Genomic DNA, 13,676 nt, shown 5'->3' with positions numbered 1-13,676 from the left:
CCAGCCCTTGCTGGAATGACAGATAAAATGAAAATAGTCATTATAAATTACGGAGCTGGAAATATTCAATCCATAAAATTTGCTATACAGAGATTGGGGTATGAAGCTGTTTTGAGTGATAATCCTGAAGAGATTAAATCTGCAGATAAAGTTATTTTTCCTGGAGTAGGAGAAGCCAGTAGTGCAATGAAAAAGCTAAAAGCTTCTGGACTTGATACATTAGTTCCTCAATTAAAGCAACCTGTTTTGGGAATTTGTCTGGGAATGCAGCTCATGTGTAATTATACAGAAGAAGGGGATACACAGGGGCTTGGTATTTTTGATGTAAATGTATTACGATTTAATCATGGTGTAAAAGTACCTCAGATTGGGTGGAACCAAATAGAATCTTTGAAGTCACCTTTGTTTGAAAATGTAGAAGAAAAGGAATATATCTATTTGGTACATAGTTATTATGCTCCGGTGATGGAAGAAACAATAGCCCAATCCAATTATGGGATTGCATATTCGACAGCCTTACATAAAGATAATTTTTACGGGACTCAATTTCATCCGGAGAAATCTTCAGTGACGGGAGAACGAATTTTAAGAAACTTTTTGAATCTATCAACTACTAACTAACAACTATTAACTGAAAAATGAGAATTATCCCAGCCATAGATATTATCGAAGGAAAATGCGTTCGTCTATCAAAAGGAGATTACAACACTAAGAAAATTTACAATGAAAACCCGTTAGAAGTCGCAAAAGAATTTGAAGACCATGGGATTCAATACTTACACCTGGTAGATTTGGATGGCGCAAAATCTAAACATATTGTGAATCATAGAGTTTTAGAGCAGATTGCTACAAAAACTAACCTCAAAATTGACTTTGGAGGAGGATTAAAAACAGATGAAGACTTAAGAATCGCTTTTGAAAGTGGTGCAAATCAAATCACTGGAGGCAGTATAGCAGTTAAAAACCCTGAAACTTTTAGTGCATGGATAACTACATATGGCTCAGATAAAATAATTCTTGGAGCAGATGCCCAAAATGAAAAAATTGCAGTGAGTGGTTGGCAAGAAGAAAGCGATAAAGAACTAATTCCATTTATTCAAGAATATCAAAAAGAAGGGGTTGTATATGTTATCTGTACTGATATTAGTAAAGATGGAATGTTACAGGGACCCTCTTTTGAGTTGTATAAAAGAATTCTTGAAGAAACTGAAAATTTGAATCTTATTGCATCCGGAGGAATTTCAACATTTGATGAGTTGCCAAAGCTTGCAGAACTAGGCTGTGAAGGAACAATTATCGGAAAAGCAATCTATGAAAATAGAATTAGCCTTAAACAATTAGAAAACTATATTCTTAATTTGAAGTAGTATGGATACGAATTTAAGTTGGCAAGATTTTGAAAAGGTGGATATGAGAATTGGTACCATAGTTTCTGCAGAAGTATTTAAAGAAGCTAGAAATCCTGCTTATAAAATTGTTGTTGATTTTGGAGTGTTAGGAAAACGAAAAACATCGGCTCAAATTACTAAGCTTTACACTTGTGAAGAAATCGTAGGAAAACAGGTTATAGCTGTCGTTAACTTTCCCCCAAAACAGATTGCAAATTTTATGAGCGAATGCCTTGTATTAGGAGGTTTGGGTGAAGATAAAGAAGTAACATTACTTCAGCCCGAGAGAAAAGTAGAAAATGGAACCAAAATAGCATAAGATATATGTTAACAAAACGAATCATACCTTGTCTCGATATTAAGAACGGACGTACTGTAAAAGGAGTTAATTTTGTAGACCTACGAGATGCCGGAGATCCGGTAGAATTGGCAGATCTATATTCTAAAGCAGGCGCCGATGAGTTAGTGTTTTTAGATATTTCAGCAACAGAAGAAAGACGTAAAACATTAGCAAATCTTGTACTCGAGGTTGCAGAAAAAGTGAATATTCCTTTTACCGTTGGTGGAGGTATTTCTTCTATAGAAGATGTGGACATTTTATTACAAAATGGAGCCGACAAAGTTTCTATAAACTCATCAGCAGTAAAGAACCCACAATTAATTAACGATTTGGCTGCTAAGTTTGGTCGTCAATGTATTACCGTGGCAATTGATGCAAAACAAATCAATGGCGAATGGAAAGTACATTTAGTAGGCGGTAAAGTACCTACCGAGCTTAACTTATTTGATTGGGCAAAAGAAGTTGAACAAAGAGGTGCTGGAGAAATTCTTTTTACTTCTATGGATAACGATGGGACCAAAGATGGTTTTGCAAACAAGGCGTTAGCAAAATTATCAGAAGAGCTCAATATTCCTATAATAGCTTCTGGGGGTGCTGGTACAATGCAACATTTTGTAGATACGTTTAAAGAAGGGAAAGCAGATGCTGCTTTGGCGGCAAGTGTCTTTCATTTTAAAGAAATAGAAATTAAAGATTTAAAAGAAGAATTAAGGGGTAATGAAATACCTGTTCGATTATAAAAATTATGAAAATAGACTTCAATAAATATAGTGATGGATTAGTTCCTGCAATAATACAAGATGCAAAGACCAAAAACATATTAATGTTAGGTTTTATGAATCATGAATCATACATAAAAACAATAGAAACAAAAAAGGTTACTTTTTTTAGCAGATCTAAAAACAGATTATGGACAAAAGGAGAAGAAAGTGGTAACATTTTAAACCTTATCGACATTAAAGTTGATTGTGATCAAGATACACTATTAGTTTTGGTAGATCCAGTAGGACCTACTTGTCATAAGGGTACAGATACATGTTGGGCAGAAGATAATACTCCTTCATTTGGATTTTTATCTCAATTAGAAACTGTGATTCAGAATCGAAAAAACAATATGAAGAATGAGAAATCTTATGTAGCTTCATTGTTTAGAAAAGGAATTAATAAAATAGCGCAAAAAGTTGGAGAGGAGGCTGTAGAAGTAGTTATAGAAGCAAAAGATGATAATGAAGAATTGTTTCTGAATGAAAGTGCAGATCTACTATTTCACTATTTAATATTACTACAGGCTAAAGGATATAGCTTAAGTGATGTCGTTAAAACTTTAGAGTCAAGAGTTTGATTCGTTTTATATACTGATACAACTAATTATCGCAGTATAAATAAGGTTTTAAAATTAAATTATACTTTTGCGCACTTAAAAGCTTACTATTTTGAAAACAAAAGGAAATCGGCTAAAAATTCTGGGGGGAAGCATAGCTAAAATTTTACTTTTAATTTTTTTAATACCGAATACTTCTTTAGGACAATGCAATACTGCATACCCTGATATACGTGTTTGTGATATGACTATAATTGATGGTGATGGTGTTCCAGGACCAGATGGTGTTATAAATCTTTATGATGAAATATCAGGTTTAACCCCTCAAGTAGGAGACGAATGGTTCGATCCTGGTTTTAATTTTGCATTGAGCCCAGATGGAGAATTACGGTTGTGGGATCTGGATAATGCCTCTAAGGCTGTTACTGATTATCAATTCATTTTATTGAATTCTGGTTCGGGCTGTACAGATCAGATTGTAGGTAGGGTAAATTTAATTCTTGGACCATATTCAGGACAGGCTTTACCACCCTCTGGACTTAACGAAGTAAATGTTATTGTATGTGATATAGAAGATCCTTGTATTTTAGACCCAGATCCTTTGGTAGATATAGATTTGTTTGAAACATTGGTTTCTTTAGACAATGTTCCACCGCCTCATTTAAATGGCTTTTGGGAATATATAGGTCCTCCTAGAACTGATATTAATTTAACGGGATCATTGTTTAGTACTACAATTCCTTATACTCCTGGAGATGGTAGAATAGATAGTGATGAATTTGCATTTAGATACACAGTTACTGGGTTTGATCCTACGTGCCCACCACAATCAGTAACCGAAGTTAAAATATCTGTAGTGAGGCAGGTCTTTTCTGGATATGCTTCAAGGTATAATATCTGTCAGAGTAGTTTTGAAAATGGAGATTATGATGCTTCTATAAACCTAAGAGATAATGATTACTTATTAAATGAAGACCTTGAGGGAACATGGGCTCTTGATGGTGTTCAGATAACGAGTCCAGATGATTCCGAAGTAAATCTTAAAGCATTGTATGATGATTTAGTGGCTGCAAATCCTCGGTTCGGATGCCAGGTTTTTAATTTTACGTATACAGTTGAGCAACGTTCTGGAGTCTGCGAAGACGATTCTTCAACAGTAAGATTTACAGTTTTTGAAGCGTTAAAGCCTTTTTCACAAAATGGTCCTCCACCAGAAATCTGTTCTGAAGAGTTTACAGACCCGTCTACCGACTTATATGATTTTATTGAATTTTTTACCGATAGCAATGGTGTTTTATTTGATTACATGGATGGAAGTAGTACAGAAGACTATGTGCAATGGGATTTTGTGAGCGGACCATCCGATCTGAATTTGCAAGCTAATCTTGATGACGAAATGATTACCGATCCGTCTGAAAGGCATAGAGGAATTATAAATATACCGGGAGCGGCTACTGGAACATATGTATTTAGGTATACAGTCGCACCAGAGTTGCTTTGTTCAATGTACGGTTCACAGGAACTATTTAACCCAAATTTTTGTAGACCGGATACGGTTTCATCTCATCCATGTGGGCCAGAAACTGCAGAGATTACTATCATAATTTCTCCGATAGATTATCCTGGAGAGAATACTATAGGTATAAATCTATGTGAATCTCTAGGTAGCGTTGATTTAAGAAGTTTGTTAAATACAAACGGAACAGATACAATAGTTACTAATGGTGTATGGACCAACGCTGTAGGAGATGTAATTGATAATATGTTTGTTTTTCCTGATAGTGATGCATCACAAACATTTACATTTACCTATACAACAACGAGTTCTGGTGGTTGTACAGATAGTGCTAACCTAAGCTTTAGAATAAATAAAGTTGCAAATGCAGGGGGAAGCAATAGTGGAATTACATTATGTTCTGATAATTTAACAATTACACTTTTTGATTTGTTAAGTGGCAATCCTGATACTACAGGAACATGGACAGGTCCATTTGGATATAGATCACCGGATCATTTGGGGGTTTTTGAAGCAAACAATACTATGTTGGCTCCTTTAAATGAGGGTATCTATACATATACTGTTCCGGCAAATGCTGGGTGCAGTACCGATGCTCTGTCTACGGTAGCTATTCGAATAGCTGAACCCGCGGAAATTGGAAATGATCGAAGTGAAACGTTCTGCAAACTAGACGGGAATGTGAACTTATTTTCTCTTTTAGATAGAAATACAGTACGAACAGGGTTTTTTCAGGATTCTGATAATACAGATGCATTAACTCCTGATGGTGTAGTAGAGTTTGAGACATTAACCAGTGGGATTTATAATTTTAGATATGTAGTTACAAATTCTTTACCATGTGATGAATCCTCACTAAATGTAGCGGTTCAGATTATTGATGTGCCTATGCCTAATGTTCCTGAACAAGAATTTTGTATCCTTGATGCAAAGCGATTAGGAGATATCGATGTCGATGTTTTACAGTTTAACTGGTATTCGACAATAGATAGTGACGTTCCTATTACGGATAATCCATTATTACTGGATGAACAAGTATATTTTATTACCAATGTTGATACAGATAATTGCGAATCTGAGCGTTTACCGGTTTTAATAAATATTTTAAATACAGGAGAAAAGTTTTCTAACGGTGAGTTATGTTCTATAGATTTTCAAGATGGTGTTTCGCCTAACGGAGATGGTCAAAATGATACTTTTAATCTAGTGATAGATGATGTATACAATATACCCGAAGCCTTTCCTGATTTTGATATAAAGATATATAACAGATATGGAGCTTTAGTATATGAAGGAGATAAGGATACAGAAGAATTTAGAGGAACAAGTAATGCCTCTGTACGTATAGGAGATAATCTTCCTTCAGGGACGTATTTTTATATTTTCTCACCAAATTTTGAAAATAATTTACCAATTCAAGGAAGTTTTTACCTAAGCAGATAAATCGATGAATTGTATCATAGTATTCAGGTTAGTAATAACTTAAAGAAATAGTATGAAAATTCTTATCTGACCAATAAAAAAGATAAATGCAACAGATAATATTAAAAATAATTTTTGGACTAACCATACTTTCTTGCTTTCTGATTAATGCTCAGCAAGAACCTCAATATTCACAGTATATGTATAATATGAGTACGGTAAATCCTGCATATGCCACAAATCAAAGTGGATTAATATCTACAGGCCTTTTATATAGACAACAATGGACAGGTATTGAAGGGGCTCCGCAAACAGCAAACGTTTTTGGAAATATCCCGTTGAATGAAAAAATCGAGTTAAGTGTAAACTACGTAAATGATAGAATAGGGGATGCAATACCCGTAAATAACAACTATGTAAATGTAGATTTTGCTTATGTAACGAAAATATCTGACCAAATGCGATTGTCATATGGTTTAAAGGCAGGAATTAATAACTTAAAAATAGATCCTTCGCTCTCAAATGTAGCTACTGATCCCTCTTTTTCAGACAACACATCTACGACACAATTAAATATTGGAGCGGGGCTTTATATGTTTAATCATAATTTTTATGCAGGAATATCTTCACCAAACCTTTTGCCAAGTAATGTAGATATTAACGGAGTAGGAGTAGCCCAAACTAAAACGCATATTTATGGTATTGCAGGATACGTTTTTGATTTTGTAGATGAAGTACGATTGAAACCATCATTTGTAGTTAAACAAGTATTGGATTCTCCTTTAACTTTTGATGTTTCTCTTAACTCGTTATTATATGATAAGTTTGAATTAGGGGTTTCATATCGATACACAGATGCATTTATTGCTTTAGCTGGATTTAATATTACTCAAAACCTAAAAATAGGATATTCATATGATTTTAATGTTAGCGATTTGAGTGGGTATAACAACGGAAGTCATGAGATTGTCTTATTATATAGTTTTGATCTTTTAAATTTCAGTAACACATATTCATCTCCAAGATTTTTCTAGACTATGAGGATAAAAATTATATTCATACTAATAACAGTATTAGTCAATCAGTTAGCTTTGGCTCAGCAAAGAACAAGGGCAGATCGATTTTTTGAAAAAGGAGATTATATTAATGCGGCAATTCAATATGAAGAAGATTTGAATCGCGAAGGATATACAAAACATATTGTAAAGAATATATCTGCATCATATTACAATACATTTCAATTTAGACAAGCATATAGGTATTTAAAGGTTTTGACTTCTGGAAAGTTTTACAATAGGGATAAGACTTATGACAACAAATATAATTTTATGATGTATCAAGTACTTTCTGCCTTGGGAGAGTATGATAAATCAGTTGAATTTTTAGCATTGTATAGATCAAATGAAACGACATCTTCTGATTTTGATAAAAATGATGCAATTTCGATTATAGAAGACTTTAAGCTTAAAGATGACGATTATACGATAAAAAGTGTTGATTTTAATTCTGAAGCCTCAGAGTTTGGAGCTATAAAAAGAGATAGTGTAGTTTATTTTACAACTGATAGAAAGCCTTATGGAGTATTGAATAAACAATACAAATGGACACATAGGCCATTTTTGGATATTTATCAAGTTCTGGTCGATGAAGAAAATCGTTTAGTTTCTGACATAACCCCAATAGCAAAAGAAATTAATTCTAAGTTACACGAGGGGAACTTCTGTTTCACGGCTGACGGAAATACGATATATATATCTAAAAGTAATTCAGAAAAAGGAAAAAAGAAATTTGATAGTATTCGGAATAATTCAATTCATTTATATAAATCAGTAAAAGTTGATGATAATTGGTCTAAACCCGAAAAACTATCATTTAATAATGTAAATTATTCTATCGAGCATCCTTCATTAAGTGCTGATGGTAGTAAACTATATTTTAGCTCTAATATGCCAGGAGGATACGGTGATTTTGATATTTATTATGTTGATGTTAACTTGGATGGAACCTATGGAAACCCTATAAATTTGGGTGCAGAGATTAATACAGAGCATAGAGAACAGTTTCCGTTTATTGCTAATGACGGTCATTTGTTTTTTTCTTCTAATGGTCATCTAGGTTTAGGAATGATGGATATTTTTGTTTCCGAATTTAAGAATGAAAAACTCAATAAGCCGATCAATTTGGGGGCGCCGATTAACTCTAGTTTTGATGATTTTTCTATGGCGTATTACAATGAAACTGATGGTTTTTTTGCTTCAAACCGTAAAAAAGTGGGAGATGATATTTATACCTTTTCGCAGATCGGAGATATTTTTCCAAAAGAATATATAGCACGTTTCGAGGTTAGAGATTATGCCACTGATGCATATATTAAGGATTCAGATGCTATCTTGTATGATAAGGATAACAAAGTGGTATATGAAAGTCAATTAGACTCTGTTGCTGGTTTTGACATTAAAATTTTCCCTGGTAAATACAATTTTAAAGCTTCTGCAGAAGGGTATCGAACCAGAACGAAACCTGTAGTTGTAAAAGAAAAGGAAGAGGAGACCTATGTGGTGTATTTAGATAGAGAAAAGAAAAAAGAAGAAGTGATTGTTTCTTCTGAAGACTCAACTAGCGATAAGAGTACTGTAAAGGATAGTGTTAATATTCGAGAAGAAGTACGTATTACGGATATAACAACCACTAGGCAAAAGGAAGATGAAATCACAAAAACAAAGCTAAAAGAAACGCTTCTTACAGATACAGATGGTCCTCCGGTTATAGAGAAGAATGGTAGGTTATACTTTGAGATGCCTCCAATTTATTTTGATTATGATAAATGGAACATTCGTGCAGATTCTAAAAAGGTGCTTGATCAATTAGCCTTAAAGCTAGAGCGATACAAAACGGTGTATATCAAGATTAGTTCACATACCGATAGTAGAGGAACAGAATCGTATAATCAGATTCTATCAGAAAGAAGGGCAGAATCTACTCGCAACTACTTGGCACTGGTTGGTTATGTAAATGCTAGAAGAATGAAATTTATTGGGTTTGGAGAGTCGCAACCACTTATTGATTGCAGCGCTAAAATATGCACAGAAGAAGAGCATCAAACAAACAGAAGAAGCGAATTTGAGATTGTTAAGTATTAGTGAGTATGTAGGCATAAGAGAATTAAGCTTTCTAAAACGGAAAAACTCAGAAACTCAATTACTTAAAAATTGTTTTCTAATAATTTAAATCGTACTTTTGCACTCCTTTTTAGCGAGTAAGAGAGTATAGAAAGGAATGATATAAATTTATTTTAACGCTTCTGTATAATTATCGTACTGACTCTCAATTATATACAGAATACAAATTTTATCTTCAATGTCTGAAGAAACAAAAAACACAGATGTTCAGGAAGTATCGCCTCAACAGGCAAATCCCGAGCAATTTTTAAAAGATTTTAACTGGCACAACTACGAAGAAGGAATTGATCCTATCGCAGACTCTAAATTAGAAGAGTTTGAGAAATTGGTTGCAGAAAACTTTGTAGACACTCTTAATGATGAGGTAGTAATGGGTACAGTAATTAATATTACTGATCGTGATGCTATCATTGACATTAATGCAAAGAGTGAAGGTGTTATTTCGTTAAACGAATTCCGTTACAATCCAGATCTTAAAGTAGGTGATAAAGTTGAAGTTTTAATTGATGTACGTGAAGACGCTACAGGTCAATTAATCCTATCACACCGTAAAGCTCGTGTAATTAAAGCATGGGATAGGGTAAATGCTGCTCATGATTCTGGTGAAATTGTAAACGGTTTTGTGAAATGTAGAACTAAAGGAGGTATGATCGTAGACGTATTTGGTATCGAAGCGTTCTTACCAGGTTCACAAATTGATGTTAAGCCTATTCGTGATTATGATGCATATGTTGGTAAAACAATGGAATTTAAAGTGGTAAAAATTAACCACGAATTCAAAAATGTTGTTGTATCTCATAAAGCACTTATCGAAGCTGATATCGAAGAGCAGAAAAAAGAAATTATTGGTCAATTAGAAAAAGGTCAAGTGTTAGAAGGTACTGTTAAGAATGTTACTTCTTACGGTGTGTTTGTTGATCTTGGAGGAGTTGACGGACTTATTCATATTACAGATCTTTCATGGTCAAGAATCAATCATCCAAATGAGATCGTAGAGCTTGATCAGAAATTGAATGTAGTAATCTTAGACTTTGATGAGGCTAAGACTCGTATCCAATTAGGTCTTAAGCAACTTAAGCCACACCCATGGGAAGCTCTTGATAAAGAACTTAAAGTAGGTGATAAGGTTAAAGGTAAGGTTGTTGTAATTGCTGATTATGGTGCGTTTATCGAAGTTGAAGAAGGAGTAGAAGGATTAATTCACGTTTCAGAAATGTCTTGGTCAACTCACTTACGTTCAGCACAAGATTTCGTAAAAGTTGGTGATGAAGTAGAAGCAGTTATTCTTACTTTAGATAGAGAAGAGCGTAAAATGTCTCTAGGTATCAAACAATTGACTCCAGATCCATGGACTGATATTACAACTAAATACCCTGTAGGTTCTAAGCATACTGGTATTGTTCGTAACTTCACTAACTTTGGTGTATTTGTAGAGTTAGAAGAAGGTATTGATGGTCTAATTTATATCTCTGATCTTTCTTGGACTAAGAAAATTAAACACCCATCAGACTTTACTAATGTAGGTGATAAATTAGATGTTGTTGTTCTTGAATTAGATGTTGAAGGTCGTAAATTAAGCCTTGGACACAAACAAACTGAAGACAATCCTTGGGATAAATATGAGACTGAGTTTGGTTTAGGAACTAAGCATACAGCTAAAATTGCTGATATCGTTGATAAAGGAGCTACAATCGATTTTAACGAAGATATCGTTGCATTTGTACCTTCTCGTCATCTTGAAAAAGAAGATGGTAGCAAGCTTAAAAAAGGTGATGAAGCAGAATTCCAGATCATTGAATTTAGTAAAGAATTCAAGAGAGTGGTAGCATCTCACACTGCTTTGTTTAGAGAAGAAGAAGCTAAAATCGTAAAACAAGCTGCTAAGAAAGCTGCTGCAAGTTCAGCAGAAAAGACTACGCTTGGTGATATCGATGCATTAGCAGATCTTAAAGCTAAAATGGAAAAAGGAGGGAAATAGTTCTCAATTTTTTTAATATAATGAAAGCCGTTCGTAAGAACGGCTTTTTTATTTTCAACTAAAAAATAGTAAATACTTTCTTAAACTTATAAAGGTTCTCTACCGTATTAATTCCAAAATTTCACTACTTTTGTATTCCAGATATCCATTTGGAGCTTATGAGTCAAAAATTACTACTTAGTGCAAAAGAGATAGATATTATTCTGCACCGTTTGGCTTGTCAATTAATAGAAAATCATACGCATTTTAAGAATACAGTTCTAATTGGTGTACAGCCAAGAGGAAAGTTTTTAGCAGATAGAATTTGTCAAATTTTAATTGATGATTATCAGGTAGATAACATACAATTAGGATATCTTGATATTACCTTTTATAGAGATGATTTTAGGCGAGGAGATAAGCCATTAGAAGCAAACAAAACTCATATTGATTTTGTTGTAGAAGACAAAAGGGTAGTGTTTATAGATGATGTGTTATATACTGGCCGAAGTATAAGAGCTGCATTGACAGCAGTGCAATCTTTTGGTAGGCCACAAGAAATCGAACTGTTAACACTAATAGATAGACGTTTTAGTAGACATCTTCCTATACAACCCAATTATAGAGGACGACAAGTAGATGCTATTAATCAAGAAAAAGTAAAAGTGCATTGGATAGAAAATGAAGGAGAAGATGCCGTGTATTTGGTAGGACAATAAAAATAGATAATTTTTTAAATACTAAAGGTTAGAAATGAGCGAATTAAGTGTAGATCACTTACTAGGAATTAAATATCTAAACAAGCAAGATATTAATCTCATCTTTGAAACTGCCGATCATTTCAAAGAAGTTATTAATCGTCCAATCAAAAAAGTTCCTTCGCTTAGGGATATTACTATAGCCAATCTTTTTTTTGAGAATAGTACTCGAACCAGACTTTCTTTTGAACTAGCAGAAAAAAGGTTGTCTGCAGATGTTGTTAACTTTTCTGCAGCATCATCTTCGGTTAAAAAGGGAGAAACCCTTATAGACACGGTCAATAATATCCTTTCTATGAAAGTAGATATGGTTGTTATGCGACACCCAAATCCAGGAGCAGGTGTTTTTCTCTCAAAGCATATTAATGCAAGTATTGTTAATGCAGGAGACGGAGCGCATGAACATCCAACCCAGGCATTACTTGATTCGTATTCTATAAGAGAGAGGTTGGGAGAAGTAGCCGGAAAAAAAGTAGTCATTGTTGGAGATATTTTGCATTCTAGAGTGGCATTGTCTAATATTTTTGCGTTAAAACTGCAAGGAGCAGAAGTAAAAGTATGTGGACCCAAAACACTATTGCCAAGATATATAGAAAAGCTTGGAGTACAAGTAGAGACTAATCTTAAGAAAGCATTAGAGTGGTGTGATATTGCAAATATGCTTCGTGTTCAAAATGAACGGATGGAAATTAGCTATTTTCCATCGACAAGAGAGTATACTCAACAATATGGTGTAAATAAAAAGTTATTGGAAAGTCTGAATAAAGAAATTGTAATTATGCACCCAGGGCCTATCAATCGTGGCGTAGAAATCACGAGCGATGTTGCTGATTCTAATCAAGCCATTATATTAGATCAGGTTCAGAATGGGGTAGCAGTGAGAATGGCTGTAATATATCTTTTAGCTTCAAAAATTAAACGATAACTATGATTTTTAATAAAGAAGGTTCTACTACCATTATTACGCAAGAAAAAACAACGGTTGTTGAATTTGTTAAAGGCCTTGAGGATAAATATGAATCCTTAAAAAATGATAACATCATTGTCAACCTATTTTCACTGAAACAATTTACAATAGATGATGTTAATGAGTTTTTAAGAATATCGAATACGCATAAGGCATCTAAACATTCATTTGTTATAGTTACCAATAAAATATCGTATGAAGATGTTCCGGGAGAGATTACAATTGTTCCTACATTGCAAGAGGCATATGATTTGGTTGAGATGGAGGAAATTGAAAGAGATTTGGATTTTTAAAAAAAAGTTATTTTTTTGTAATCAATCTTATAATTTCTCGTCTGAAACTCTATGAATAAATTAGCCCCATTTATCGTAGTCATTTTTTCTATGTTTTCGTTTTCTATCGCTAGTGCCCAAGATTGGCAATACGATTTAGACGGAGCGCTGGCCCTTGCCAAAGAAAAAGATCAAAAAGTTGTTTTATTTTTTACAGGATCTGATTGGTGCCCACCATGCATTAAATTAGAAAAAAATGTATTGTCAAGTAACGAATTTTCGGAATTTGCTGATCAAAAATATGTATGGTTGAAAGCTGATTTCCCCAGACGGAAAAAAAATAAAATTTCTAAAGAACAAAAAAAGAAAAATAAAGCGCTAGCTGATCGGTATAATAAAAGAATGGTATTTCCAGTAATTTTAATTCTTAACAAAGAAGGATTAGTGCTTGGTGCTACAGGATACAGAAGAGATTTAGATGTTAAAGGGTATATATCTTTGTTAACTTCGTTTGATTCTTTTGGAGATTAATTTATTTATAAAAAAGATTAGATTT

At 33.7% G+C, this 13,676-nt stretch carries 13 protein-coding genes; all 13 read left to right on the top strand.

Going from position 1 to position 13,676, the window contains the following annotated elements; translation table 11 throughout:
* Window positions 1-27: 27 nt before the first annotated feature.
* The 13 genes from hisH to JJQ60_RS05910 all read left to right on the top strand — a co-directional run bounded on the left by hisH (window position 28) and on the right by JJQ60_RS05910 (window position 13,651).
* Window positions 28-621, top strand: a complete 594-nt coding sequence (gene hisH / locus JJQ60_RS05970; RefSeq protein ID WP_201918207.1) for an imidazole glycerol phosphate synthase subunit HisH — start codon at window positions 28-30, stop codon at window positions 619-621.
* A 17-nt stretch (window positions 622-638) separates the two neighbouring features.
* Window positions 639-1,367: a 1-(5-phosphoribosyl)-5-[(5-phosphoribosylamino)methylideneamino]imidazole-4-carboxamide isomerase gene (gene hisA / locus JJQ60_RS05965; protein ID WP_201917680.1), complete on the top strand. Its 729-nt coding sequence runs from the start codon at window positions 639-641 to the stop codon at window positions 1,365-1,367.
* Between the two features lies 1 nt (window position 1,368).
* Window positions 1,369-1,707: a tRNA-binding protein gene (locus tag JJQ60_RS05960; protein WP_201917678.1), complete on the top strand. Its 339-nt coding sequence runs from the start codon at window positions 1,369-1,371 to the stop codon at window positions 1,705-1,707.
* 5 nt (window positions 1,708-1,712) lie between these two features.
* A complete protein-coding gene (gene hisF, locus JJQ60_RS05955) occupies window positions 1,713-2,468 on the top strand; it encodes an imidazole glycerol phosphate synthase subunit HisF (protein ID WP_201917676.1) in 756 nt (251 codons plus the stop codon).
* Between the two features lie 5 nt (window positions 2,469-2,473).
* On the top strand, window positions 2,474-3,070 hold the full coding sequence (gene hisIE, locus JJQ60_RS05950; protein ID WP_201917675.1) for a bifunctional phosphoribosyl-AMP cyclohydrolase/phosphoribosyl-ATP diphosphatase HisIE: 597 nt from the start codon (window positions 2,474-2,476) through the stop codon (window positions 3,068-3,070).
* Window positions 3,071-3,161: 91 nt separating this feature from the next.
* Window positions 3,162-6,008 carry a gliding motility-associated C-terminal domain-containing protein gene (locus JJQ60_RS05945; protein ID WP_201917673.1) on the top strand — a complete coding sequence of 949 codons (2,847 nt, stop codon included), beginning with the start codon at window positions 3,162-3,164 and terminating at the stop codon, window positions 6,006-6,008.
* A gap of 86 nt (window positions 6,009-6,094) precedes the next feature.
* Window positions 6,095-7,021 (top strand): PorP/SprF family type IX secretion system membrane protein, encoded by a 927-nt coding sequence (locus JJQ60_RS05940; RefSeq protein WP_201917671.1) that lies wholly within the window; start codon window positions 6,095-6,097, stop codon window positions 7,019-7,021.
* A 3-nt stretch (window positions 7,022-7,024) separates the two neighbouring features.
* Window positions 7,025-9,127 (top strand): OmpA family protein, encoded by a 2,103-nt coding sequence (locus JJQ60_RS05935; RefSeq protein WP_201917669.1) that lies wholly within the window; start codon window positions 7,025-7,027, stop codon window positions 9,125-9,127.
* A 217-nt stretch (window positions 9,128-9,344) separates the two neighbouring features.
* Window positions 9,345-11,144: a 30S ribosomal protein S1 gene (gene rpsA, locus JJQ60_RS05930; RefSeq protein ID WP_201917667.1), complete on the top strand. Its 1,800-nt coding sequence runs from the start codon at window positions 9,345-9,347 to the stop codon at window positions 11,142-11,144.
* A 158-nt stretch (window positions 11,145-11,302) separates the two neighbouring features.
* On the top strand, window positions 11,303-11,842 hold the full coding sequence (gene pyrR / locus JJQ60_RS05925) for a bifunctional pyr operon transcriptional regulator/uracil phosphoribosyltransferase PyrR (RefSeq protein WP_201917665.1): 540 nt from the start codon (window positions 11,303-11,305) through the stop codon (window positions 11,840-11,842).
* A gap of 34 nt (window positions 11,843-11,876) precedes the next feature.
* A complete protein-coding gene (locus JJQ60_RS05920) occupies window positions 11,877-12,806 on the top strand; it encodes an aspartate carbamoyltransferase catalytic subunit (RefSeq protein ID WP_201917663.1) in 930 nt (309 codons plus the stop codon).
* 2 nt (window positions 12,807-12,808) lie between these two features.
* Entirely contained in the window at window positions 12,809-13,141 is a 333-nt protein-coding gene (locus JJQ60_RS05915; protein ID WP_201917661.1) for a ribonuclease Z, read from the top strand.
* Between the two features lie 51 nt (window positions 13,142-13,192).
* The gene (locus tag JJQ60_RS05910; RefSeq protein WP_236669050.1) at window positions 13,193-13,651 is read left to right on the top strand and encodes a thioredoxin family protein; all 459 of its coding nucleotides are present in this window, start codon (window positions 13,193-13,195) and stop codon (window positions 13,649-13,651) included.
* Window positions 13,652-13,676: the final 25 nt, after the last annotated feature.

Source organism: Aquimarina mytili, assembly GCF_016735115.1.
Lineage (GTDB): Bacteria > Bacteroidota > Bacteroidia > Flavobacteriales > Flavobacteriaceae > Aquimarina > Aquimarina mytili.
The sequence above is the reverse complement of the archived record's forward strand: the minus strand, read 5'-3'. Positions and strand labels throughout refer to the sequence as shown.